This window comes from Methylophilus rhizosphaerae, assembly GCF_900100975.1.
GTDB classification, from domain to species: domain Bacteria; phylum Pseudomonadota; class Gammaproteobacteria; order Burkholderiales; family Methylophilaceae; genus Methylophilus; species Methylophilus rhizosphaerae.
Genome location: NZ_FNFX01000001.1, coordinates 272664 through 296905, shown reverse-complemented (window position 1 = coordinate 296905; position 24242 = coordinate 272664). Strand labels below are relative to the sequence as shown.

General features: G+C 51.3%; 23 protein-coding genes. 17 read left to right on the top strand and 6 right to left on the bottom strand.

Translation table 11 applies throughout. The features are described 5' to 3' along the window. The first annotated feature begins 9 nt into the window (after positions 1 to 9). The 6 genes from BLP53_RS01360 to BLP53_RS01335 all read left to right on the top strand — a co-directional run bounded on the left by BLP53_RS01360 (position 10) and on the right by BLP53_RS01335 (position 3667). Positions 10 to 498: a prepilin-type N-terminal cleavage/methylation domain-containing protein gene (locus tag BLP53_RS01360; protein WP_091468710.1), complete on the top strand. Its 489-nt coding sequence runs from the start codon at positions 10 to 12 to the stop codon at positions 496 to 498. Between the two features lie 4 nt (positions 499 to 502). Next, complete coding sequence (locus BLP53_RS01355) at positions 503 to 874, top strand: type II secretion system protein (RefSeq protein ID WP_176755180.1); 372 nt, start codon at positions 503 to 505, stop codon at positions 872 to 874. Further along, a complete protein-coding gene (locus BLP53_RS01350) occupies positions 861 to 1367 on the top strand; it encodes a type II secretion system protein (protein ID WP_091468703.1) in 507 nt (168 codons plus the stop codon). Before BLP53_RS01355 ends, BLP53_RS01350 begins: the two co-directional genes overlap by 14 nt. Before the next feature lie 399 nt (positions 1368 to 1766). Next, on the top strand, positions 1767 to 2405 hold the full coding sequence (locus BLP53_RS01345) for a MotA/TolQ/ExbB proton channel family protein (protein WP_245652567.1): 639 nt from the start codon (positions 1767 to 1769) through the stop codon (positions 2403 to 2405). A 4-nt stretch (positions 2406 to 2409) separates the two neighbouring features. Then, positions 2410 to 2823 (top strand): ExbD/TolR family protein, encoded by a 414-nt coding sequence (locus tag BLP53_RS01340; RefSeq protein ID WP_091468696.1) that lies wholly within the window; start codon positions 2410 to 2412, stop codon positions 2821 to 2823. Between the two features lies 1 nt (position 2824). Continuing rightward, entirely contained in the window at positions 2825 to 3667 is an 843-nt protein-coding gene (locus BLP53_RS01335) for an energy transducer TonB (protein ID WP_091468693.1), read from the top strand. On the opposite strand, the gene BLP53_RS13470 is transcribed toward BLP53_RS01335, so the two are convergent. Further along, complete coding sequence (locus BLP53_RS13470; RefSeq protein WP_143001337.1) at positions 3654 to 3968, bottom strand: hypothetical protein; 315 nt, start codon at positions 3966 to 3968, stop codon at positions 3654 to 3656. The two genes, BLP53_RS01335 and BLP53_RS13470, sit on opposite strands and share 14 nt — an antisense overlap. Positions 3969 to 3978: 10 nt before the next feature. On the opposite strand from BLP53_RS13470, the gene BLP53_RS01330 reads away from it, so the two are divergent. The 6 genes from BLP53_RS01330 to BLP53_RS01305 all read left to right on the top strand — a co-directional run bounded on the left by BLP53_RS01330 (position 3979) and on the right by BLP53_RS01305 (position 14467). Beyond that, entirely contained in the window at positions 3979 to 4482 is a 504-nt protein-coding gene (locus BLP53_RS01330; protein WP_245652566.1) for an RNA polymerase sigma factor, read from the top strand. A gap of 1 nt (position 4483) precedes the next feature. Further along, positions 4484 to 5473: a FecR family protein gene (locus BLP53_RS01325; protein ID WP_091468689.1), complete on the top strand. Its 990-nt coding sequence runs from the start codon at positions 4484 to 4486 to the stop codon at positions 5471 to 5473. A 92-nt stretch (positions 5474 to 5565) separates the two neighbouring features. Further along, on the top strand, positions 5566 to 9093 hold the full coding sequence (locus BLP53_RS01320; RefSeq protein ID WP_091468685.1) for a TonB-dependent receptor: 3528 nt from the start codon (positions 5566 to 5568) through the stop codon (positions 9091 to 9093). Positions 9094 to 9282: 189 nt separating this feature from the next. After that, positions 9283 to 9774 (top strand): RNA polymerase sigma factor, encoded by a 492-nt coding sequence (locus BLP53_RS01315; protein WP_091468682.1) that lies wholly within the window; start codon positions 9283 to 9285, stop codon positions 9772 to 9774. 3 nt (positions 9775 to 9777) lie between these two features. Beyond that, positions 9778 to 10761 (top strand): FecR family protein, encoded by a 984-nt coding sequence (locus BLP53_RS01310; protein ID WP_091468679.1) that lies wholly within the window; start codon positions 9778 to 9780, stop codon positions 10759 to 10761. Positions 10762 to 10903: 142 nt separating this feature from the next. Beyond that, entirely contained in the window at positions 10904 to 14467 is a 3564-nt protein-coding gene (locus tag BLP53_RS01305) for a TonB-dependent receptor (protein ID WP_425412887.1), read from the top strand. 65 nt (positions 14468 to 14532) lie between these two features. Here BLP53_RS01305 and BLP53_RS01300 read toward each other — a convergent pair whose 3' ends face one another. The 5 genes from BLP53_RS01300 to BLP53_RS01280 are packed head-to-tail and all read right to left on the bottom strand — an operon-like array spanning position 14533 to position 19085. After that, a complete protein-coding gene (locus BLP53_RS01300) occupies positions 14533 to 15942 on the bottom strand; it encodes a Gldg family protein (RefSeq protein ID WP_176755179.1) in 1410 nt (469 codons plus the stop codon). Continuing rightward, positions 15935 to 16681 carry an ABC transporter permease gene (locus BLP53_RS01295; RefSeq protein ID WP_091468665.1) on the bottom strand — a complete coding sequence of 249 codons (747 nt, stop codon included), beginning with the start codon at positions 16679 to 16681 and terminating at the stop codon, positions 15935 to 15937. Before BLP53_RS01295 ends, BLP53_RS01300 begins: the two co-directional genes overlap by 8 nt. 15 nt (positions 16682 to 16696) lie before the next feature. After that, a complete protein-coding gene (locus BLP53_RS01290) occupies positions 16697 to 17335 on the bottom strand; it encodes a response regulator transcription factor (protein WP_091468662.1) in 639 nt (212 codons plus the stop codon). Positions 17336 to 17347: 12 nt separating this feature from the next. Next, positions 17348 to 17701, bottom strand: a complete 354-nt coding sequence (locus tag BLP53_RS01285; RefSeq protein WP_091468659.1) for a hypothetical protein — start codon at positions 17699 to 17701, stop codon at positions 17348 to 17350. Next, positions 17688 to 19085, bottom strand: a complete 1398-nt coding sequence (locus tag BLP53_RS01280; protein WP_245652565.1) for a histidine kinase — start codon at positions 19083 to 19085, stop codon at positions 17688 to 17690. Before BLP53_RS01280 ends, BLP53_RS01285 begins: the two co-directional genes overlap by 14 nt. Positions 19086 to 19365: 280 nt before the next feature. Here BLP53_RS01280 and BLP53_RS01275 point away from each other — a divergent pair, with 280 nt between their 5' ends. From BLP53_RS01275 to BLP53_RS01255, 5 genes are all read left to right on the top strand, one after another. Further along, positions 19366 to 21162 carry a methanol/ethanol family PQQ-dependent dehydrogenase gene (locus tag BLP53_RS01275; RefSeq protein WP_091468656.1) on the top strand — a complete coding sequence of 599 codons (1797 nt, stop codon included), beginning with the start codon at positions 19366 to 19368 and terminating at the stop codon, positions 21160 to 21162. Between the two features lie 96 nt (positions 21163 to 21258). Continuing rightward, on the top strand, positions 21259 to 22098 hold the full coding sequence (gene moxJ / locus BLP53_RS01270) for a methanol oxidation system protein MoxJ (RefSeq protein ID WP_091468652.1): 840 nt from the start codon (positions 21259 to 21261) through the stop codon (positions 22096 to 22098). Between the two features lie 38 nt (positions 22099 to 22136). Beyond that, positions 22137 to 22733, top strand: a complete 597-nt coding sequence (gene moxG, locus BLP53_RS01265; RefSeq protein ID WP_245652564.1) for a cytochrome c(L), periplasmic — start codon at positions 22137 to 22139, stop codon at positions 22731 to 22733. An 83-nt stretch (positions 22734 to 22816) separates the two neighbouring features. Continuing rightward, positions 22817 to 23092, top strand: a complete 276-nt coding sequence (locus tag BLP53_RS01260; protein WP_091468644.1) for a methanol dehydrogenase [cytochrome c] subunit — start codon at positions 22817 to 22819, stop codon at positions 23090 to 23092. A 130-nt stretch (positions 23093 to 23222) separates the two neighbouring features. Continuing rightward, positions 23223 to 24242, top strand: a complete 1020-nt coding sequence (locus BLP53_RS01255; RefSeq protein WP_091470318.1) for an AAA family ATPase — start codon at positions 23223 to 23225, stop codon at positions 24240 to 24242.

Genomic DNA, 24242 nt, shown 5'->3' with positions numbered 1-24242 from the left:
AGGAAGTGTATGAACCGCTTGCCCTTTTCATCGCTGCGTATAGCGGGATTCACGCTGGTGGAACTGCTGGTGACTCTGGCGCTGCTGGCCTTGCTGGTGACTTCGGCCAGCCCGGTAGTGCAACTGAACAGCAAGCGCGAAAAAGAGCGTGAACTCAAGCGTGCCTTGTGGCAGATCCGCGATGCACTGGATGCGTATAAAGATGCGGTTGACCAGGGGCTGATCAAGAAGGTGGCCGATGGTAGCGGCTACCCGCCCAATTTAACCATCCTGGTCACCGGTGTGCAGAATGCACAGGATCCCAAAAAGAAACGGCTGTTTTTTCTGCGGCGTATTCCACGTGATCCTTTTGCCTCCGATATCCAGTCAAGCAATGCCCAAACCTGGCGTATCCGTGCCTATGACGGGGCAGTGGATGACATGGCGCAGGATGTCTATGATGTCTCTTCGCGCTCCGCGGGCATTGGCCTTAACCAGCAACCTTACAGCGAATGGTAAGCACATGAAACGCGGCTTTACCCTGATTGAAATGCTGGTAGTACTGGCGATCCTCGCCACGCTGCTGACCCTTGTGACCCCCAAATTCATGCATGTGTTACAGCGCTCCAAAGAGACCACATTGCGGCATGATTTGCTCACCATGCGTGATGCCATTGATAAATTTTACAGTGACAAGAACCGCTACCCTGAAACCCTGGATGAGCTGGTCGAACGGCAATACCTGAAAGCGATTCCTCCTGACCCGGTCACCGAACGCGTGGATACCTGGGTGATCACGCTGCCACCGAATATTGACGAATCGGGCAGTGTGTTCGATGTGCATAGCGGCTCGACGTTGGTTTCGGAAGATGGCACACCGTATGCGCTCTGGTAGGCAGCCACAGAACGCTGCCGCACAAGCAGGGTTTGTACTGATTGGCATGTTCATGCTGATCATGCTGAGCGGGCTGGTAATGGCGCAAGCAGCCATGCGCTGGCAAACCCAGGTGCTGCGCGAAAGAGAGCAGGAACTGATCCGGGTCGGCATTGCTTACCGGAACGCCATCGGGCGCTATTACAACCAGACGCCGGGAGTAGTGAAAACATTTCCACGCAGCTTTGAAGCCTTGCTCAAGGACGAGCGCTTCGCCACCCCCAGGCAGCATTTACGTAAAGCCTACCTGGACCCGATTACCCAGCGCGAAGGCTGGGGTATTGTAGAGGCGCCTAGTGGCGGCATCATGGGCATCTATAGTCTTTCCGATAAACCGCCCTTTAAAACCAAAGGCTATCACGGCGAGTTGGAACACCTGAACAACAAGCGTTATTACGGTGAGTGGTATTTTGTCTACGTGCCCCAGGAAATCTCCGGCAGGAACCCGTTGTGAGGGTTGTAGGGGGTGATACCGTCTGAAGAAATATCGCTATCCCCGGCTGGCGTTCACGCATGAAAGCCAGTTTTCCTGACGTATTTGACATATACGTTATACCCTCCACTTTTGCAGAATCGCTCTCAAAACCGACCAACATGTTCAGTTTGTAATGCATGATTGAGAGGATCATTTTCCACTTAATTCATGGTCTCCCTCTTTTTATTTGTAAAATTTTGTTAAAAACATCAGGGTTTTGCCTCGCCCAGCGATTAAACAATTGTAGGGAGGTGAATACGTAAATTTCCCTAAATGTATGGGAATTATTCCCGTAGTGGCATTTTTATCCGTGAGACGGTTTTTGATCAGCTGACTCTCCGGGCGTTTTGAATCATTTGTTTTCTTTTGGAGCCTTTTGTGGATTCAGTACCTGACATTGTCGATTTTGTGTTGTACCTGCTGGGCGTTCTCTCGGTAGTGGTGTGGGCTATCATCATCATGAAGAGTTGGGCGTGGTACAAGTCCCGCAATGAAACCAATCATTTCCTCTCTGAATGGCAGCAGGTGAGAACCATCTATGAATTGCCCAAGCTGATTGCCAAGAGTAACAGCAGTTTTGCGCGACTGTGCAATGCCGGAATGGATGCCATGAATGCCGTGATGGCTAATTCGGTGTTGCGCCGGAACGAGCGCCAGGAAGTGATCCTGTTATCCCTGAGGCAGCAGGCTTATGAAGAGCATAAGCGTATGGACGGTGGGGTGGCTGTGCTGGCCAGCATCGGCTCTACTGCGCCGTTTATCGGCCTGTTCGGCACGGTGTGGGGGATCATGAATGCGCTCAAGACCATCACGGCCACTGGCTCTGCCGGGCTGGATGTAGTTGCTGGCCCGATTGGTGAAGCGCTGATTGCCACGGCGATTGGTATTGCCACGGCGGTGCCTGCTGTGCTGGCTTACAACTACTTTATGCGCAGGCAGAAAGTGCATAGGGCGGATATGGAGCAGGTGGCCAGCCGTTTCCAGTCCCTGCTGACCCAGTCTGGCATGGAAGGGTAAGGCCATGGCGATCCTCGGTGATGCAGAGCAGGAAGACCTGGTCAGTGAAATCAATGTGACGCCCTTGGTGGATGTGATGCTGGTCTTGCTCACGGTGTTTATTGTGACTGCCCCTTTGCTGATGAATGCAGTCAAGGTCAAGCTGCCGCAGGCCAGCGCTGAGGTGGCCGTGACGGTGCCTAAAACGGCACATATCAGTATCACTGATGGTGGCGATGTGTTTCTTGACCAGGAACACTTGACCCTGGAAACCTTGACTGCCGACCTGGATAACCTCAAACAGCGGGAAGACCCGGCAGTGGAAATCTATGCCGATGAACATGCCGAATATGGCATTGTGGCCAAAGTCCTGGCGGCTATCCAGCGCGCCGGTATCAGCAAATTCAGTTTTGTGATGTCGCCGGAGTCAAAGAAATAACATGACCAGCTTGGCGTTCAATCATGGCGTGCATGCAGGGAGGGCGGATGATACGCAGGTCTGGCGTGCGGTCATATTGTCGCTGGCACTGCATGCGCTGGTGGTGGTGATTTACCCGCATTTGAGCCAGGTGCGATTGCCAGATGTGCCGGACCGGCTGGAAATCGAGTTCTTTTCTGTCAAGGCACCTGCGCCATCCGCCAGGCAACAGGAGGTAGTCGAACCGGTATCAACCCCTGCGCCGCCTGAACCGCCCAAACCTGTACAGAAGCCCGTGGTTACGCCAACCCCCGTGCCGACACCGAAACAGGTGCTGGCCGCCCCGGTTAATCATGAAGCGGAATACCGGGTACCTGAACAAACACAGGCCAAAGCCGAGCCTGAGCCGGTTAAAGTGGAACCTGCACCAGCGCCAGCGGTTACCGCTCCCTCAGTTCCCAGCCCGGTTGAAAACCAGCATTCATCAGAAGAGCAGACTGCGAAAGAGGCACGATCTGCCACCTCTGGCAGTGTACGGACCAACAGTGAATCCGATGAGTTAACGGCTAATGATAATGATGCCTGGGGTGATTATGGCGAGCAGTTGCGTGCATTGGTGAACAAAAGCAAGCAGTACCCCACCATTGCCATCAGGCGGCATCTGGAAGGCGAGGTGACTGTAGTTGCCCAGTTCACGCGCGGCGAGTTGACACAGGTTTCGCTGGCAGAAAGCAGCAAGCATGTGCCGCTGGATGAAGAGGCCATGCGCATGGTGAAAAAAGCCATACAGCAACTGGGGATGAAAGATAGCTTGAGAAGCAAGACCTTCCGTATCACTATTCCCGTCTCTTTCAAGCTGGAGTAAGCATAACAATAATAATAATCGTTTTGCCCCCGGAATTATCAGTGATCCTTTTCCCAAAAAGACTGGTAATTCTATCCTGTCCCTGCACTTGCTGGCTTCCTCCGGCGGGTGCAGGGAATTTTTTTGCCGAGGCTGACATCGGCGCAGGCATGCCAGCCTCTCCTGCAACATGATTGACTGACAAACACCCAGGAGTGGTTGTTTTCAGCCTTTGTGGTGGTTGATATGCGCCTGTTTTGCCACGTGGCGGGGATTTATCCACCTCCCAGGCATGGCATGCATTTTGCGGCATGGTTGCCATGGAAAAAACAATGATGTGGTGTGGAATTAACCTGCACTGGGCTTATACCGACCTGTTGAGCTATATAAAGTTTAAGGTGTCGTGCCCGCATGTTGCCAAAGACATTTTGCATGATGCCTTTATTCGTTATACGGTTTCTGCCAGCCCTCACAAAGAGGAAGAGCCACATGCCTACATGCGGAGCATAGCCAGAAATCTGATTGTCGATGCTTATCATAACAGTCAGCGGTTTTTATCATTAGAGGCCGATATTGGACTTAACCGGGAATGGCTGGATGCCCCTGCGTTGTCTGTCGAGCAACTAAATGACATCAGGCAGCGACTGGAAATGATTCAGCAGATACTGGAGCAATTGCCGCCACGCTGCCGTCAGGTGTTCTGGATGTATCGCGTGGAAGGCTATACCCACCCCGAAATTGCAGTAAAGCTCGGTATCAGTAAAAACATGGTTGAACGCCATGTCATGCGCGCCATTCTGGATTTAAGCGGCGCCCGTGAATTGATTAGCGAGTGATATGAGTAAGGCTGACGAGTCTATCAAAAAACAAGCTGCCCGCTGGTATATGCGCATGCGGGAGGCTGCGGCGGATGCGCCTGAGCGCACAGTGTTTGAGGCCTGGCTGTTATCTGATCACCGGCACCAGGCCGCCTATCAACTCATTGCAGATACCATGGATGATTTTACGTCCACCGAACGCCTGAAGGAGCTATCTAGCGCATTGTCACAGAAAGCTTATTTCGAGCAGTCTACCCGCCGCAAGAAAGTGTCCAGGCTGGGATCCGGCCTGGCGGTGGTGCTGGTGTGTGTTGGCCTGGGCCTGCTGGGGCACCGGCAATACCAGCACTGGCAGGCCACGCCGCTTTCCACCCAAGTACAAACCACGGCAGTTGCCCAGATTGTGAAGCGTACGCTGGACGATGGTTCTGTGGTGACCGCCAATGCCAATAGCGCGTTGGAAATCGTGTTTTATCGCCATCAGCGCCTGGTGAAACTGAGTCGCGGCGAAGCTATTTTTGAAGTGACCAAAGACGCGGAGCGGCCATTTGTGGTTGAAACGCAGCAGGTGAAGGTCACGGTGCTAGGGACCCGTTTTGCCGTGAATCAGTTGAACAGGAAAGTACGTATCAGTGTTGATCATGGGCGTGTGCAGGTGGCGCGTGCCGATGGCACGGAAAACACACTCATACTCCACGATGGTGAAGTGGCCGAGATTGCACAACCAACCGCCGTTCCTGCCAAGGTTGATCGTAATGCGGCAGACAGTTTCAGCTTTGCCACCGGTCACATTGTATTTGACCGTGCCGATATGTCTGAAGTGGCCGAGACTGTCTCACGCTACCGCAAGACCGCTGTCAGCGCGCGGTTTCCTGGCGATGATAGTCCGCGCGTCAATGCCGTACTGAAAGTGTCGGAGCTTGAAGACTTTATCCAGACCTTACCACGCTCGGTACCCGTCATGCTGGAAAACAGGCAGGATCAACTGGTGATCAAACCTGCCAGGTGATTCTTTACATTTCTTTTTAACTTTTGCATATCAGGCATTTTGCCATTCCGCCGGTTACACCTCTATCAAGATCTGTCACCGGCGGAATTTCCATGCAAAAAAATACCATTAGAAAAACGGTTTTAGCCACATTCATTGGCCTGAGTGTACCAGTTCAATTTGCAGCCCTTGCCGCAGAACTCAATACCGCCTTGCCCCAGGAGGCGGACGAAGGTTTCTCTGTTCCCATGAACCTGGATATGCCCGCGCAACCGCTTGCCGCAGCGCTACGCCAGTTTTCCATCCAGTCCAATTTGTCATTAACGGTGGATAGCAATCTCATCGTAGATAAGAAATCACCTGCCATTAAAGGCCGCATGACCCGTAAGGAAGCGATTAAACGATTATTGGATGGTACCGGCCTGCAAGGGCGGATCGAAGGTGAAAAGATTTTTATCCAGCGTGCGGTAAAAGAGGAGAAAACCGTGCAGGTAGATAAAGTCGAAGTCCGCGCCAAGCGCTTCTATGAGATCGGCCCTTTGCCTGGGCTAGGGCTAACCAAGGAAGAAATCCCTGGCAACGTGCAAAGCATTTCAGCGAAGGAGATTAAAGAAGCACACTCGCTTAGTTTAGCGGATTTAATGAACCGTAAGTTGCAATCTGTGACGGTGAATGATTATCAGGGCAACCCTTTTCAGATGGATGTGCAATATCGTGGCTTTAGCGCAGGCCCGCAGATTGGTACACCCCAGGGATTAAGTGTTTTCCTGGATGGTATCCGCATGAATGAGCCATTCGGCGATGTAGTGAACTGGGACATGATGCCCATGAACGCGCTGGAGAGTGTTGAGGTGTTTCCTGGTTCCAACCCGATTTTTGGTCTGAATACCTTAGGCGGTGCTTTTGCGCTTAAAACTAAAGATGGCTTTAATAATGCCGGCGTAGATGCAGATATTCTCACTGGTTCATTTGGCCGTAAACAGTTACAAGTTGAGGGTGGCTGGAATAACGGTACGGTTGGCCTCTTCGCAGCAGGCAACTTCTTCTTGGAAGATGGATGGCGCACAAACTCACCCAGTAAGGTGAACCAGCTTTTCACAAAGGCTAGCTATCGTGGAGATAAATTAGATCTTAATTTAAGCGCATTACTAGTACAAACCGATTTGGTGGGCAATGGCTTGGTTCCAAGCGAGATGTACGCACAGGATAGAAACAGCGTGTTTACTTCCCCGGACACGACTAAAAACAGACTTCAGCAGTTTCAGTTAAGCAGCAGCTACTTTGTGAATGACACTTTCTCTATCACAGGTCAGATATACCGAAGAAACAGTAAGAGACATCAGAAGGGATCTGATGTCATGACAAATTGGGATGATGAGCTAACAGCTAAGCGTTTGCCAAAGCCAGCTGACCCTGCGAATGGTACTCCTGCAGAAGAGTTTACTTGTACTTTTACAACTACTACAAATAGTAATCAGTATGGGTTGCCAGACTATTTAGTAATTCCCATCAATGTTACGCAAGGGGAAGATATATTCACATCTAATTTTTTTAATGATGTGATTACAAATGTAGGGGCTCCAGGAAGTGTAGATCTACGTACTGCTTATTCTGGTAATCTGAATGCTGCCATTACATCACAAGGGCTTGTAGATACTTATCGCTACAATTTCAACTTGTACAGTAATTTTACAGAACAAGCAGCTTACAACAGAAATGCGCCGCCACCTCCACCTAGTAGAGGGGATATTGATCCTGCTGCAGGTGACTATTCATTTCTCGGTGATTTTGACAATGTATTTCAAACATTTGATAGCCAAGGCTCCGGCATTCTCTTTAATGATTTAACTTATTTTTATACTGCCGGAGGTGCTTCAGGAACAGACGTAATCAGAAACTATGTAATGCTATTACCAGCAACAAATGAGTCTAATTGTTTATCATTACGAGCACCATCGCCAGGATATGTTTTATATCAACAAAATGGCATTGATCCTAAACTGATTGATGGTGCAGGTACAGGGCAACCAGGATATGTGCAGGGAACGCCTACTGCACTCCTGACTGACAACCAGATTGATCAGATTGTTGATGGTGCTTCGATTCAATTTAACTGGAATCTTGAACATCATAAATTCATGGTCGGCGCTGCGATTGATGCTGCCAGTGCTGATTACACCAATTCGCAACGTCTGGGATTTTTTGATGCAGACAGAAATGGTTATCTCGACCCGGCACAAGCACATCCACAATTTGTCGGTGCTTTTATTCCCATCGAAAATAACAATTTCACGGGCACGAATACAACCAAGAGCGTTTATTTCTCTGAAACCTGGACGCCAGTAGATGATTGGCATTTCAATGTCTCAGCCCGCTATAACGAAACACAAACCAAAAATAAAATTGCTGCCCGTCGTGGGTTGTTTGCTTATGAGATTGGGGATGTGATTGCCATACCAAGTGAGTTTGCTGTTTGCCCCGATGGTGATTGCTCCAATGTGCCTTTGAATTTCAGGCTTCCAAGTTTATATAATCAACTGGATTCTGCTGAAACAGAGAAATTTAGTTATTACTCGCTAAATCCCTCTATCGGTGCTACCTGGCAGGCTAAGGAAAATCTCAATATTTATGCCAATGTGGCACAAGGGACGCGTACGCCAAGTGTAATTGAACTCGGTTGCGCGCTTGATCACACCCCAACCGGCAAATTTTATAGCGATGGTCAGGGGGGTACATACGAGGTTCCTAAGAGTATTTTAGAGAATCGCCAGTGTACTTTGCCTACAACGCTATCCGGTGACCCTTATCTTCCTCAAATTAAGGCCACTACTTACGACATCGGGATGCGAGGCACGATTGGTGAAAATATGCGTTGGAATCTGGGCGCTTTCCAAACTGATTTAAAGGATGATATCTATTTTGTCGCAGTAGGTAATAGTCAAGGCTTCTTTGACACTATTGGTAAAACCCGCCGCCGTGGAATTGAGGCCGGCTTATCAGGTAAAGAGGGCAGGCTCGGTTTTGGCCTTAACTACAGCTTGACGGATGCAACTTTTCAGGATGACTTTTACATGATGAGTGAAGATAACAGTAGCTCATTTTATATCCCTGCTTTAGGTCGAGGAGTGATTAAGGTTAAAGCTGGGGATCGTATGCCAGGTGCGGCATTGCATAATCTGAACGCAAATCTGACCTATGACCTGACAGATAAATGGGTGGTAGGGCTTACTGCAGTGATGCACTCTGGTAGTTATGCTCGAGGCAACGAGAATAATGAACATAAGCAAGGTGTAACAATGTATAGGGAAGTGACAACTGGCTTTGGACAAACTGCAGTGGTACCACGTCAACAAACGACTAATCCAGGAACATTGCCCGGCTATGCCACCTTTAATTTCCAGACTAGTTACAAAATCAATAAAGAGTGGACCGCAACCATGATCGTGAACAATATTTTTGACAAAGAATATTTCAGCGCAGGTCGTTTGGGGCGCAATCCATTTTCACCGAGTATTTTGGGTGCTATCGGTCCTGATGGCTATAACCATAATTCCAGTGATTGGTTAAGCACTAACTTTGTTGCGCCTGGAGCGCCTCGTGGGGTGTGGTTTAGCCTCAATTGGCACTTTGTGCCAGATTGATTAGGCTGACATATTGCTGGTTAAATTGGACCATCGTGGTTGATTGCAACCAGCTTTAACTGATCGACGCATAGTGAGTTAATCAAAAAGTCATGATGAAACAATCGCTTACATAAAAATGGATAAGTGTTTTTTTGCCGGTACGATCTTTGCCTATGTAAAGGGAACAGCCATTTATAGTGAAGCAAAATGTTCTGGCACGGGATCAACTTACATTGGGCATATACGACGTTACTGCCTGGTATCCGGCGTAAAACGCGGTGCCAGCATATGGCCAGCGATATTCTGCATGATGGGTTTCTCAGGTTTGCCCTGACTTCCAGTCCGAATCGCGCACATGAGCCGCATGCTTATTTGCGCACGATTGTGCAGAATCTGTTACTTGAGCAATACCGTAGAGAGAGTTATTTTGCTGACTATCAACAACAGGCCGATCTTGAAGAGCCTTTTACGGTATCAGTCGAGCATCTGGCAGATATCAAACAGCGCCTGGAACTGGTAACCCAGATTATCCAGGATTTGCCGCCACGGTGCCGGCAGGTGTTTGTCATGTACCGCATCGAGGGCTACGCCCAGAAAGAAATCGCCAGCCAGTTGAATATCAGCCTCAACATGGTTGAGCGCCACCTGATCCGCGCTTTGCTTGATATCCGTGCTGCCCGCGAACAATTTCTCAAATAAACCATGACTGCGCAGAAAAAAATCAGTGAAACTGCCGCCCGCTGGTTTATCCGCATGCAGGAGGCTGCGCCTGATGCGCCTGAGCGCAGCCAGTTTGAAGCCTGGCTGATGCAAAGCCCGCTACATCAACAAGAGTATTCAAGCATTAGTGATGCCTGGCAGGGCATTGATTCGGTGAATGAGTTGCAGGCTATTGCGCAAGGCAGGCAGGCGGATGTGTTCTTTAAACGCAGCGAGCGCAAGAAGGCTGTGCGCAAAGTGGCCGGCGCTGTTTCTACCTGTGTTGCACTGATGTTTGTCGGCTGGGCAGGTTACCAGCAATATCACACCTGGCAGGCCACGCCAACGTTGCAACTGGCCTCCCAAACCACGCGGGCGCAACAGATCACGCAAATGCTGGAAGATGGCAGCCATGTCACATTAAATGCCGACACGCAAATCGAAGTGAAATATTACCGTCATCAGCGGCATATCACCTTGCTGAAAGGGGAAGCCATTTTCGAGGTGCAGCGCGATCCGGGTAAACCGTTTGTGGTGGAAACCGACCGTATGAAAGTGACGGTATTAGGCACACGTTTTGCCGTCAACAAACTCAGTCGTCTGGAACGGGTGAGTGTGGATCATGGCAAGGTGGAGGTGGTTTCCAAAACCGGACCGGAGAAGATCATTCTGCAAAATAACCAGGTGGCAGAGTTTAAACAAAACCACTTGCAGCCACGCCGCAATGTATCGGCACAGGATTATTTTAGATTCAGTAGCGGAACCCTGGTATTTAACCAGGCGGACCTGCCGGAAATTGCAGAAACACTGAGCCGGTATAACCCGACCCCAGTCATGTCGGATGGGCTATCCACCGAGCATATCAGTGCCGTGGTGACAGTGAAAGATACCAATAACTTTATTTCCACGCTGCCACGTATCGCCAATGTCCGTGTCCGCCAAACGACGGCAGGCACATTGCTTGAAACTGTCAGTCCAGACAAATAATCAATTAATGGGCCACATCAGCGCCGGTTGCTAACAATTTTTTGCAATCGGCATATCAGGATTTCTGTTTCTCGTGCATTAAGGCAGTAACAAGCCAAGGAATAACGAGGAAATCCTGATGCAAAAATCTATAAAACTGATGATGGGGGTGGCGATTGCGGCATGTTTTGCCAATGGTGATGCCTGGTTCGCCACGTTACAGGCGGCAGAACTCAATACCAGCCTGCCACAATCTGATGAAGACATTGTCCTGTCGCAGAAAATAACCGTCAATCTGCCCGCCCAGCCACTGGCCACCTCACTCAAGGCGCTCAGCGCAAAAATCGGCCTGAATATTACCTATAACGACAATCTGGTTTCAGATAAACAGGCACCTGCTTTGAGTGGCACCATGCGCAGTAAAGAGGCTTTGCAGAAGTTATTGGTGAATACCGGGCTTGAAGCCAGGCTGAATGACCAGACGCTTTATATCCAGCGTGTTTCTAAAGTTGAAGATAAAAGTGTCCAGTTGGATAAAGTCGAAGTACGTGCCAAACGTTTTTATGAAATCGGTCCGTTACCTGGTTTGGGGCTGACCAAGGAAGAGATTCCTGGCAACGTGCAAAGTATCTCTGCCCAGGAGATTAAAGACTCTCATTCATTAAGTATTGCGGACCTGATGAATAAAAAACTGCAGTCGGTAACCGTCAATGATTACCAGGGCAATCCATTCCAAATGGATGTGCAGTACCGCGGGTTTACTGCCGGCCCGCAGATTGGTACGCCACAAGGATTATCTGTATTTTTTGATGGTATCCGTGTCAATGAACCGTTTGGTGATGTGGTGAACTGGGACATGATGCCCATGAATGCCTTGGCCGGTGTCGATGTGTTCCCTGGCTCTAACCCTGTGTTTGGCCTGGGGACGCTCGGGGGCGCATTTGCGCTGAAAACCAAGGATGGCTTTAACAATGCGGGCGTCGATGCGAATGTCCTGACCGGCTCATTTGGCCGCAAGCAATTACAGCTAGAAGGCGGCTGGAATAATGGCACAGTCGGGTTATTTGGGGCTGGTAATTTCTTTATGGAAGATGGCTGGCGTGAAAACTCACCGAGCAAGGTCAACCAGTTTTTTGGCAAAGCCAGCTATCGCGGTGACAAGCTGGATTTAAACCTGAGCACACTGCTTGTCGGGAATGACCTGGTGGGGAATGGTTTATTGCCAAATGAAATGTACCGTCAGGACAGGAACGGCGTATACACCTCACCAGACACCACCAAGAACCGCTTGGCCCAGTTCCAGTTATCTGGTAGCTATTTTGTGAATGATAACTTTACGATCACTGCCCAGGCTTATCGTCGGGATAGCAAGCGTAAATCTTTGGGGGCGGATGTTTATACCGAGTTTGGCAACCAGCAGGTTAAAAGAAACCTGGCTACAGGTGAGCAGTTTACCTGTTTGTTTAACAGTACCAACAAATATGGCTTGCCGGATTATGCCATTCTTGACGTGCCGAATGGCGACTGGGGCGCATTGTTCGCGGATCCCGTACTCAGCGGATTTTTATCTGCCCCAACGGTGAACGACGCCTTTGCCAGCCTGCCGTCCAGCGCCATCAACGCCCCGATTGATAACCCGCAGTTTCTGGCACGGGCGCTGGATAATCTGCAGCGGCAGAAGAATTTCGAGCAGACCAATATCTTCACCCCGGGCGGTGAGGGGTTGGGGCAGGAAGTGCCGAACGGCGACACTACCAGCTATTCCGGCGGTGATCTTTCCTACTACTTTGAATCCGTCACCACGCTTTCCGCGCTGCAGATCAATGATCCGGGTAATACCCTGATCAGCGGCATGACCTCGTTCTACTGGTACAGCCCGGATACCTTGGCCGCTGGCGACGATACGCCTGGTGACGGGGTCGGCGTCAAACACATCGTAGTGTTCCGCTCGCCGGTCAATGGAGACGTGTGTCACGGCGATATCACCAAGCCGGAAGATCTGGGTCTGCGCGCCCTGTCCGTCCCGGTATCGGGGACGCCGGGATCGCCGCCACAGACCGTCGATGGCGCCTATTATGGTACCGGCCCCGGCTCTCAAGGCGTGGTGGAAGGCACACCCACCGCCGTGCTTTCCAATACCCAGATTGACCAGATCACAGATGGAGCGTCTATCCAGTTCAACTGGAACTTCCCTAAACATAAGTTCATGCTGGGCATGTCGATAGATGCGCCTTCGGCCACCTATACCAGTGGCCAGATGCTGGGCATGCTGGATGCCGAGCGCAATGCCTATCTGGCCCCGGATGAAATTCGTGACCAATATGCCGCTGCCAGCCAGGAAATCAGTAACAACAATTTTGACGGCAAACAGATCACAAAAAGTATCTACTTCAGCGAAACCTGGAGTCCGGTAGAGACGCTGCATATTACTGGTGCCGCACGCTATAACGAAACCCATGGGCAAAACAGGATTGCGTCACGCACCTACGGCACATTTGTCTGGGATCTGGCGCAATACCAGGCATATCCTAATTACAATGATGTGTGCGTGAATGGGGTATGTCCTACCACCGGATATATCGTGCCGAATGTTGCCAACCTGCTGCACCCGGCAGAAAAGGAAAAGTTCAGCTACTACTCATTGAACCCTTCTTTTGGCGCCACTTGGCAAGCTAAGGAAAATCTCAATGTGTACGGTAACTGGGCACAGGGCACCAGAACGCCTTCCGTGATTGAGCTAGGCTGCGCATTTGATAAGACCATGATTCCTAATGGACTTAATCCAGATGGTACACAAAAGTATATTGAAAAGAGCATTATTGAAAACCGCTCCTGCTCTTTACCAACCACGCTGTCCGGCGACCCTTATTTACCCCAGATTAAAGCGACCACGATTGATTTGGGCATGCGCGGCAGATGGACAGACAATATAGAGTGGAACCTCGGAGTGTATCAAACTGACCTGAAGGACGATATTTACATGATCAGTTACCCGGGTAACCGTACCTTCTTTGACACCATTGATAAAACCCGCAGGAAAGGGCTGGAGGCAGGGCTGACCGCCACTTATGACAAGTTCAGGATGCGCCTCAACTATGCGCTGACCGATGCCACCTTTGAAAGCAACTTCACCATGGCGGCTGATGACAACAGCAGCTCCACGCTTGACCCCTACTGCAATTCATCAGGTCAATGCGTCTACGATGTAGGTGACACGGCAAGGCGCATCAAAGTCAAACCTGGTGATCGCATGCCAGGCGTGGCCATGCATAACTTCAATGCCAGCCTTAGCTATGATGTGACTCCCGATTGGCAGGTAGGCTTGTCAGCTGTGGCCCATTCTTCAGCCTTCTTACGTGGCAACGAAAACAATGACCATCAGAAAGGGGTGACTGTCTATGATTTGGACGCTAATAACCAACCCATTGCCAGACCGGTCACGAATAACCCCGGCAAGGTTGCTGGCTATATGTTCTTTAACTTTCAGACCAGTTACAAGCTCAGCAAGGAGTGGACGGCAAGCATGATTGTGAACAATATTTTTGACAAGGAATATTTCAGCGCCGGGCGCCTGGGCCGCAATCCATTTTCCCCCAGTATCAATGGTGCCATTGGCCCGGATGGTTACAACCATAACTCCAACGACTGGCTGATGACCAACTTCCTGGCCCCTGGTGCGCCGCGTGGTGTCTGGTTCAGCCTGAACTGGCATTTCGAACCGGATTGATCAGGCACCGCAGAACGAATAACCAATGGAGCCAGGCCCCATTGAGTTGAGTGGGATATTTTCAATTAATGCCGGTATTTCCGGCGCCATGTCCACCAGCCAGCGATAAGTAGCAGGGCGGGCAGGCCGAACTGGAAGCCATTGAATAGCAGCATTAGCCAGGCTGGCTGTGAGGGTAACAGGATCACGCTATCGCGCAATGGGGCGACTGGTAGCGTGACCGTTGGCTGGTTATTGACTACCCATTGCAGGCTGCGCAGGCTCAATGCCAGGTTGCCGCCTTTTTGCAATTGTACATTGGTGAAAAAGCTTGTGCTGCTAATGACCAGGACTCTTTGCCATTCACCTGTTTCGAATTTTTTCTCCAGTGCCAATGCCACGGTGGCCGGCCCTTGCGTATCGGTTTGAGGGTTAAATGCGGGCAGTTTATCTGGCTGGTTGCTGCGGTAGCTTGCGCTGACCCATCCTTGTTCTGCTGCGGCGACCAGTGGCATGGTTTGCCAGGTATCGTTGGGCTGGCGGTAACGCACGATGGCATGGGCTGTATTGAAAAAAGTGCGTAGCACAAAGTCTTCTGTAGGACCCTGGCCGGAGTAGCGTTGTGTGCCCAGTGCGTGTAGTGCAATATCATACTGGCGGTTGGCCGGGTCAATGGCGATGCCCTGGCTGATTTCCAGTCCCAGTGTTTGTGCCAGTGATTGTAAGCCCTGTTTTTCAGCCGAATCTACCAGCCATATCAGGCTGCCCCCTTTGCTAATGTGCGCCTGGATGGCGTGTACCTGTGTGTCTGAATAAGGGGTTGATGCACCACCCAAAACCAGGGTAGGCAGTTTTTCATTAGTGCCGGGCGCTGGTTCAAGGGAGGCTGCGGTGTATGCATGTAGCCCGGCACTGCGGATAGCGGTGGCGAGCTGGCTGGCACCGGTGTCCGTGGTGTTATCCAGGGATGGTTCTCCGTTACTGCCTGCAAACAGTAAGGGCGCACGCTCGCCGTGCTGCAATTGCAGTAGCAGATTGGTGAAGGCTTCTTCGGTATAAGGTAAATACATGTGCACCTGCTGCCCGCGGTAGCGGATAATCATTTCGCCTTCTTTTTTGATCTGTTGCTCGCGAGCTAGCGTGGGGGCATTTGCCGGGTCGATGAATTGTAGGTGTATATCAGTGTGCTGATGTTGGTAGCGCTGCAGCAGGGCTTCAATGGATTTTCTGAAATAGCGCCCCTTATACGGGCTGTTGCTGCAAAAAGCGGTTATTTCTATGCGCCCGGGTAATGCGTGCAGCACCTGGATGCTGGCAGCTGAGAGGGTATTGCGGTGATTGTTGGTGTGGTCAGACATGACATTGAATCGCCAGGACAGAAACCCCAGCGCCAGTGCCACCAGTAATAACGCGGGAATCGCCAGGCGGTGCTGCCACCAGTGTGCAGCAAGTGATAATCGTGAACGAAGCGGTTTGAAGCGGGAAGAGTCAGTCATACAGGCGGTCGGCATGTAAGCGTCGAATCGACAGCAGTACAAAGAATGTGGCAAAGAGTACGAAAAACAGGATATCAAAGCTGTTCAGCATCCCCGAGGCGAATTGGCGGTAATGTTGCATTAGCGAAAAATCGTAAAACAGGGCCTGCTGGTTATCGGTGAAGAATTTGTCCAGCAATAAGCAGGCGGCCAGCGCCACCAGGCTGCAGAAGGCGGCCAGGATAGGGGTGGCTGTCAGGCAGGAAACATATAATCCGAGCGCACTGCTGGCAACCATCAGCAACCAGAGTCCCAGTGCATGGGTGAGCAGGTAGGGCAGGTCTATTTCTGCCAGGGGGCGCATCAGGACGATCATCAGCGTCATGCTGAAAATCAGTAAGCTAAGATAACTGATAATGCCCAGCAGCTTGCCCAGAATGAGTTCGCTCATGGACAGTGGCGCACTCATCAGGAAGGTCATGGTCTGGTTTTTTCTCTCTTCGCTGATGAGTTTCATGGTCACCAGCGGCACGACAAATAACATGAGGACAGTAGCCACGCCAAATACGCCTTCGGCCATGAACTGGGTAATGCCTATGCGTTGTACCTGCCATTGTGCGCTTTGCATGATTTCAAAATACTGGTTAAAGCTCAGGCTGTAATAGGTGCCGGCAATCGCCTGGAAAATGGCGAGGATAAGCCAGCCCATAGGCGTGGCGAACAGGCTGCGAAGTTCTTTGCGGGCGATGACCAGAATCATGTGTACTGGGCCGGGTTAGCGTTCCAGGCCTTTGATGATGCCGAAGCGGACGGCGATATGTACCAGCTGGCCTGTGGTTTCTACCCCCAGTTTCTGGCGCACACTGGTTTGCAGGTTGGCAACGGTTTTGTAGCCGATATACATCCCTTTGGCAATGGTCGCCAGGGTTTCCCCCTGGGCAATACGGCGGAACACTTCAAATTCGCGCGGCGACAGTTTCTGGATCGGGTTTTCCTGGCCTTCCATATGGTAGATGGAAAGATTTTGCGCCAGCTCGTTATTCAGGTAGCGCCCCCCCTTGAGGATTTTGTGGATAGCTTCCAGTACGATTTCGGGAGGCTCCGTTTTGGTGACATAGCCGCGCGCACCGGCCTGGATGGCGCGTGTTGCATAAGTACAGTCATCATGCATGCTGAAAATCAGCACGCGCATCTGTGGCTGGCGATGCATCAGGCGTTTAAGTGTTTCGAGACCCCCTATGCCTGGCATATCCAGGTCTAGTATCAATAAGTCAGGGTGATGTTTATCTACCAGCAGGCAGGCTTCTTCCCCCGTCAATGCATCCGTCATCACCTGGTGGCTGGCTTGTTCCAGTAGGGTGCGCAGGCCTTGCCTGAGCATGGCGTGGTCATCGGCGATCATTACTTTAGCCATGGCGCGACCCCCTTACTTTTTGTTTGCAAAGGTGATGTTGACGCATTTGTCATTGGCAAAGGTGAGTTCCGCCGTATTGAAAAACTTGTTGGGTGCGTATTGTATTTTGCCGCGGTAATACCACATTTCAATCTGCTCGCCAGCACCAGGTATCGCTTGTTGCTGGGCTTGCAGAATCTGGTCTGCATTGTGCGGTTTGACCGCCGTTTCTTTTTTCACCGGCTTGCCCAGCTGCTCTTCGACAAACTGGCGGGACTTGCCGCTATAAGCCTGCAGGAACGGCTGTTCTTTGGTCTGCAAGTCTTTGGCCGGTAGCGTAAGCGGTAAGGCAAGGGCGATAAGGGCTAACCATTTAGGATGTTGCATAGTCATTCACTCCTGGATCTGGAAACAGGTTGGAAGCAAGCGGCAGCGGTGCCGCCTGTTTACTGGCGTGCAGGGGCAGCAAGCCTGTCACCAGTGTGCCAGCTTGCTGGCCACTCATGAGTTTGAAGCTGCCTTGCAGGGATTCAATACGTTCGCGCATGCCGACCAGGCCGATGCCTTCCGAGGTTTGCGACATATCCATGCCTTTGCCGTTATCGCGAATTTCTATCTGCAACATGGGTTTGCCCTGGCGGGTGATGACCTGGATATCAACGCAGACCTCACTGGCTTGCGCATGGCGTGAAATATTGGTCAGTGCTTCCTGCACGACGCGGAAGGCCACAATATTGATATCCTCGCTCAGGGCATGATCGCCAGTATCCAGCCGTACTTTGCAATCCACCTGGGGATTGTGTTTCTTCCAGTCGTTGACCAGCCGTTCTACGGCCCCGATCAGCCCCAGCGAATCCAGGGCTGGCGGACGCAGATGCTTGATCAGTGCCCGGATGGACTGCTGGACATGCTGGGTGTTGGAGGCGATCCTGACGGAGATCACATGCGCCTGGTCCGGCGGGCTTTTTTGCAGGGCCAGCGCATCCATGCGGATGGCAGTGAGGTACTGGCCAGTTTCATCGTGGATCTCGCTGGCAATATATTTGCGCTCCTGCTCTTGCATTTGCATCGCGTGGCGCGCCAGTATCCTGTTTTCTTTCAGGGTGCGTTCCAGGTCCAGTTCTACCAGGCACTGCTCAGTCATATCCACCAGGTAACCATGAATCTGTGCTTGTTGCGACTGGCTGGCGTGCACATAAATAAAACGTGCACCCACATAACATGGCAGTCCGTCAGGGCGGCGGATTTGCAGTTTGCTGAAATTGATTTCCTGGTGATGTTTCAGTTGCGCGACAAATGCCAGCCACTCAAACGAGAACAGGTCACGGGCATTTCTGTCATGGTCTAACGGACGGCAGATACGGTCAAACGCACGGTTATGCATGCCTATATTGCCTTCCATATCCAGCACGACATTGCCCGTCAGGTCTCCATCAAACAAGGTTTTGTAAAGTTGCCGGCTACTGCTTAACTGTGCCTCGGTTTGCTTGCGGCGCTGAATCTCTGCATGAATCTCCCGCCAGCGGCGCTGGCTGAACCAGACACTCAGTAATACAAATACAAACAGGGTCAATGGGACTTCGTCCAGTTGCGCATACTCATAGGTGAGCAGCCATGCATTGATGCGCTCGGCCAGGTCGAATTCCGACGAAAGAACAAAAGTCAGCACCACGCCAGTGATCACGATGAGCGTGTCCCGGCCGGGGCGGCCTAATTTGCCGAGCTTGTGAATGGCCGTATTCAAGTGGATAGACCGGTTATAAGAATGCATGACTGAGTGACCAGATACTTTATGGAATATTTCCGATACGCCACAGCAGGTATGGCGCCGGGACATGCGCCACTATAGACCACATCAATTCCCAACGCCTTGTGAAAAATTCCCGTTATTGGCCGGTCATGACGAATGAATTCTTGAAGTCATCATAGGGAATCTTTCATCTGTTAGCGATGTTACAAATTATTAACAATCTCGGTCGTGAAGTGCGGCATTCGGGGGGGTGTCAGCGACAGCACAAAAAAAACTCATTCTTAAGTGATTAGGAGATTGTATGAAAATGAAAACATCAAGTGCTATGCTGGGTGCTTTGGTCGGGGGCCTATTTGCAAGCTTCTCCGGCCTGGCCATGGCGGACGCAGACCTGGACAAAGTGGTTAACACCCCTGGCTCCTGGCCAATCGCAACCGGTGGCTACTACAGCCAGCACAATAGCCCGTTGGCCCAGATTACCAAATCCAACGTTAAAAACGTGAAAGCTGCGTGGTCATTCTCCACCGGTGTACTGAATGGTCACGAAGGTGCGCCATTGGTGATCGGCGACATGATGTATATCCACTCGGCTTTCCCGAACAACACCTATGCCTTGAACCTGAACGATCCGGGCAAAATTGTCTGGCAGCACAAACCCAAGCAGGATGCATCCACTAAAGCAGTGATGTGCTGTGACGTGGTGGACCGCGGCCTGGCATATGGTGCTGGTCAAATCGTTAAAAAACAAGCGAACGGCCACGTGCTGGCGCTGGATGCGAAAACCGGCAAGGTGAACTGGGAAGTGGAAATGTGTGATCCTAAAGTGGGTCAGACACTGACACAGGCGCCATTCGTGGCTAAAGACACCGTGTTGATCGGTTGTTCTGGTGCTGAACTGGGTGTGCGCGGTGCGGTGAACGCACTGGACCTGAAAACAGGTGAGCTGAAATGGCGTGCATTCGCAACCGGTTCTGATGAGTCCATCCGCCTGGCGAAAGACTTCAACAAAGACAATCCGCACTACGGCCAGTTTGGCCTGGGTACTAAAACCTGGGAAGGCGATGCCTGGAAAATCGGTGGCGGTACAAACTGGGGTTGGTATGCATACGATCCTAAATTGAACCTGTTCTACTACGGTTCAGGCAACCCTGCACCATGGAACGAAACCATGCGTCCTGGCGACAACAAGTGGACAATGACCATTTGGGGCCGTGACCTGGATACAGGGATGGCTAAATGGGGCTACCAAAAAACGCCACATGATGAGTGGGACTTTGCTGGTGTGAACCAGATGGTACTGACTGACCAGCCAGTGAACGGCAAAATGACGCCATTGCTGAGTCACATTGACCGTAACGGTATCTTGTACACACTGAACCGCGAAAACGGCAGCCTGGTAGTGGCTGAAAAAGTTGACCCGGCTGTAAACGTGTTCAAGAAAGTTGACCTGAAAACAGGTACACCAGTACGTGATCCAGAATTTGCGACACGTATGGACCATAAAGGTATCAACATTTGTCCATCAGCGATGGGCTTCCACAACCAAGGTGTTGACTCTTACGATCCGGAAAGCCGTACTCTGTACGCTGGCCTGAACCATATTTGTATGGATTGGGAGCCGTTCATGCTGCCATACCGTGCAGGTCAGTTCTTCGTCGGTGCAACGCTGGCGATGTACCCTGGCCCTAACGGCCCAACTAAGAAAGAAATGGGCCAGATCCGTGCGTTTGACCTGACCACAGGTAAAGCCAAATGGACCAAGTGGGAGAAATTCGCGGCCTGGGGCGGTACTTTGTACACCAAAGGTGGCCTGGTCTGGTACGCAACCCTGGACGGTTATCTGAAAGCGTTGGATAACAAAGACGGTAAAGAGTTGTGGAACTTCAAGATGCCATCCGGTGGTATCGGTTCTCCAATGACTTACACCTTCAAAGGCAAACAATACGTAGGCAGCATGTACGGTGTTGGTGGCTGGCCAGGTGTTGGTCTGGTGTTTGATTTGACAGACCCAAGTGCCGGTTTGGGTGCGGTTGGTGCGTTCAAGGAACTGCAAAACCACACACAGATGGGCGGTGGCCTGATGGTGTTCAGCCTGTAATCAAACAACCACTGAACCTGTTGATGTAAGTGTGCAGGATGGCCGTCAGTCGCAATGATGGCAGGCCATCCTGTTCTCTACCCCGGAGAAAATCAGATGTTTCCTGAAGTAAAGAAATCCCGCAATACATGGTTGGGTGTATGTTTGTCCATGGCGTTAAGCCTGCTTGCCCTGCCTGCGGTCGCGGCCAATGCACTGAATGTGTGTGCCGGCAAATCCGAATTACCTTTTTCCAATGACCAGCAGCAAGGCTTTGAAAACAAGATTGCGGCTGTGATTGGCAAAGCATTGAATGTCCCGGTCAATTATTTCTGGTGGACCAATCCTTTAACCTTGCAAAAAGATATGGAGGCGGGCAAATGCGATGTGCTGATAGGCACAGATCCACAGGATCCACGTGTATTAGCCACCAAGCCTTATTACCGTTCTGGCTATGTGTTTGTCACCCGCAAGGATAGGGAGATTGATGTCACATCCTGGGATCATCCCTACCTCAAGGAGAAGAGTTTCCGTATCGGTGTGATGCCGGATAGTCCCGGAAAAAACATGTTGCTGCAAATCAATCGTTTTGACGACATGTTTGATTACTTTACCGAAATCCAGAATTTCCAGTCTACCCGTAACCGTTATGTACATGTCCCACCTTCGCGCCTGGTTGATGATGTGAAAAATATGCACCTGCATATGGCGATGTTGTGGGCGCCGGAAGCGGCACGTTATGTGCGTGCTTCGGACGTGCCACTGAATATGGTGCTGGTTGAAGACAACGCCAAGAAATCCAATGGCGAAAAAATCCCCATGCATTACAGCGTCGTGATGGGCGTGAGCAAACAGCACCCTGAACTGGTGGATGCCCTGAACAAAGTGATTGAGACACATGGGACTGAAATCACCGCCATTCTTAAAACTGAAGGCATTCCGCTGTTGAGCCTTTAACCGGCCGCTATCTTATTAATTAGTTTTTGGAGTTTGAAGTGAAAGAATCTCAACAACCACAATCGCGCCGCATGAAGCAGCAGCTTGCCATGGCGTTTGGTGTTTCCGGGCTGGTTATGGCCGCTTTCCTGACCGTTGCCTGTGCCAAAGATGATACATCGTCTACCCGGGCCAGCAGTGAAGTTAAAAGTACCTCTGCCCAGGTGACGCTCAAAGATGGACCACCTTTGGAGTTCCGCGGCACGATTTCCGGGGATGTGCTGGATGTATCGCCTATGGAAGGCGAGACCTTTACACCGGAAGCAAAGCATTTCCTGGCCACCGGCGAGAACCCTTATCGTGGCAATGAGGAGGAGGTGAAAAAAGGTTACACCATTTTCTCAACCGCCTGTTCCGGCTGCCATGGCCACCTGGCGGAGGGCAAGCTGGGTCCTGCATTGGCAGACGAGTACTGGACTTATCCTAAGAACGAAACCGACAAGGGCATTTTTGAAACCATTTATGGCGGTGCAGCCGGCATGATGGGGCCGCAGCAAGGCCGCCTGACCGTGGATGAAATCATTCATGTGGTCGCCTGGATCCGCCATCAGGCAGAAGAGAACCTGAAAAACGGTGGTGCTGCGCCGCATAGTTAACCCCATTATCGGATTGTTGGACTGGTGGGCAATCCGTTAATTGAAAACAATACACCAGTTAATTTGTGATGAAGGAGAAAGTGATGAAACACGTATTGACATTACTGGCCGTGGCCGGTGTGTTTGCAGTGTCAAATCAGGCCCTGGCTTACGACGGTCAAAACTGTAAAGAGCCAGGTAACTGCTGGGAAGCCAAACCCGGCTATCCGGCAAAAATCGAGGGTTCCAAATATGACCCTAAACATGATCCGGTAGAACTCAACAAGCAAGAGCAAGCCATCAAGGCGATGGACGAGCGTAATGCGAAACGCATTGCGAACGCCAAATCCAGCGGCAACTTCGTGTTTGACGTGAAGTAATCCTAAATTCCCCCCAAGGAAACTGGCATCGTTTCCGGTGTCAGTTTTCGCATCCCTTTGTATGTGGCAAACCGGTGTCGATTGTATGCAGTCGACAGTGGCCTGTTTCATCCTGAATCGTGGATTATGTATGGAAAATAAAATGGATCTGCCAGCCTGGCGCGAGCGCGCACTGGCGTTTGAACAAGCTTTGAACACAGCCGTGGTGGGTATGCCGGAACAAATCCGCGCGCTGACGATTGCGATTTTCTCCCGTGGACATGTACTGCTGGAAGGGGATGTTGGCGTCGGTAAAACCACATTACTGCGTGCCGCGGCGCATTTGCTGGGTGGGGGCTACCAGCGGATTGAAGGCGCCATCGACCTGATGCCCAGCGATTTTCTTTACCATGCCTACATCAATGAGCAAGGCCAGGCTGCGGTCAAACCTGGCCCTTTGTTGCAGCATGATGAGGCATTATCCGTATTCTTTTTTAACGAAATCAACCGTGCCCGGCCACAGGCGCACGCCCTGTTTTTACGCCTGATGGCGGAGCGTTCGGTGAATGCCTTTAATCGCGAATACCACTTCCCACATCTGACCGTATTTGCCGACAGGAACCGCCTGGAACGTGAAGAAACCTTTGAAATCCCTGCAGCAGCACGTGACCGTTTCCTGATGGAAATTTCGGTCAAGGCACCGGATGAACGTGACTTGCAACGTGCGCTGATGTTCGATACCCGCTTTTACGATGTGGAAGCCTTGGTGGGGCAGTTGCCTGCCGGCCTGACACCTTATGACCAGTTGAACCTGCTGGCAGAAAACATACAGGTCTCCATCCGTGCCGAAATGCCGCTGCAGAATTATGCGGTGGATTTGTGGCGGGTACTCAAGGATCCGCTGGCAGCAGGCATACAGTTGCCGGACGTGGACATGTCCCGCCTACTGGCGGGCGGAGCCAGCCCTCGCGGCATGGCCATGCTGATGCGTAGCGCACGTACACGTGCCTGGCTGGAGGGCCGTGATTATCTGACACCGGATGATATCCGTGCCGTATGGCCGTTTGTGGTGACGCATCGCGTATTCTTCAATGGTGCCTACGCCTTGCAGCACGAACACCTGGCACCGCTGTTACTGCAAGCGGTGCTGGATAAGGTCTCCGCGCCTTGA

Bases quoted from the DNA above. Each gene is read 5' to 3' on its own strand.
- BLP53_RS01285 (WP_091468659.1), bottom strand. From the start codon at position 17,701: ATGCAACATCCTAAATGGTTAGCCCTTATCGCCCTTGCCTTACCGCTT.
- moxJ (WP_091468652.1), top strand. From the start codon at position 21,259: ATGTTTCCTGAAGTAAAGAAATCCCGCAATACATGGTTGGGTGTATGT.
- BLP53_RS01330 (WP_245652566.1), top strand. From the start codon at position 3,979: ATGATGTGGTGTGGAATTAACCTGCACTGGGCTTATACCGACCTGTTG.
- BLP53_RS01310 (WP_091468679.1), top strand. From the start codon at position 9,778: ATGACTGCGCAGAAAAAAATCAGTGAAACTGCCGCCCGCTGGTTTATC.
- BLP53_RS01335 (WP_091468693.1), top strand. From the start codon at position 2,825: ATGACCAGCTTGGCGTTCAATCATGGCGTGCATGCAGGGAGGGCGGAT.
- BLP53_RS01350 (WP_091468703.1), top strand. From the start codon at position 861: ATGCGCTCTGGTAGGCAGCCACAGAACGCTGCCGCACAAGCAGGGTTT.
- BLP53_RS01360 (WP_091468710.1), top strand. From the start codon at position 10: ATGAACCGCTTGCCCTTTTCATCGCTGCGTATAGCGGGATTCACGCTG.
- BLP53_RS01340 (WP_091468696.1), top strand. From the start codon at position 2,410: ATGGCGATCCTCGGTGATGCAGAGCAGGAAGACCTGGTCAGTGAAATC.
- BLP53_RS01320 (WP_091468685.1), top strand. From the start codon at position 5,566: ATGCAAAAAAATACCATTAGAAAAACGGTTTTAGCCACATTCATTGGC.
- BLP53_RS01295 (WP_091468665.1), bottom strand. From the start codon at position 16,681: ATGATTCTGGTCATCGCCCGCAAAGAACTTCGCAGCCTGTTCGCCACG.
- BLP53_RS01280 (WP_245652565.1), bottom strand. From the start codon at position 19,085: ATGCATTCTTATAACCGGTCTATCCACTTGAATACGGCCATTCACAAG.
- BLP53_RS01305 (WP_425412887.1), top strand. From the start codon at position 10,904: ATGGGGGTGGCGATTGCGGCATGTTTTGCCAATGGTGATGCCTGGTTC.
- BLP53_RS01260 (WP_091468644.1), top strand. From the start codon at position 22,817: ATGAAACACGTATTGACATTACTGGCCGTGGCCGGTGTGTTTGCAGTG.
- BLP53_RS01355 (WP_176755180.1), top strand. From the start codon at position 503: ATGAAACGCGGCTTTACCCTGATTGAAATGCTGGTAGTACTGGCGATC.
- BLP53_RS01255 (WP_091470318.1), top strand. From the start codon at position 23,223: ATGGAAAATAAAATGGATCTGCCAGCCTGGCGCGAGCGCGCACTGGCG.
- BLP53_RS01325 (WP_091468689.1), top strand. From the start codon at position 4,484: ATGAGTAAGGCTGACGAGTCTATCAAAAAACAAGCTGCCCGCTGGTAT.
- BLP53_RS01275 (WP_091468656.1), top strand. From the start codon at position 19,366: ATGAAAATGAAAACATCAAGTGCTATGCTGGGTGCTTTGGTCGGGGGC.
- BLP53_RS01300 (WP_176755179.1), bottom strand. From the start codon at position 15,942: ATGACTGACTCTTCCCGCTTCAAACCGCTTCGTTCACGATTATCACTT.
- BLP53_RS01290 (WP_091468662.1), bottom strand. From the start codon at position 17,335: ATGGCTAAAGTAATGATCGCCGATGACCACGCCATGCTCAGGCAAGGC.
- BLP53_RS13470 (WP_143001337.1), bottom strand. From the start codon at position 3,968: ATGGCAACCATGCCGCAAAATGCATGCCATGCCTGGGAGGTGGATAAA.
- BLP53_RS01315 (WP_091468682.1), top strand. From the start codon at position 9,283: ATGTTCTGGCACGGGATCAACTTACATTGGGCATATACGACGTTACTG.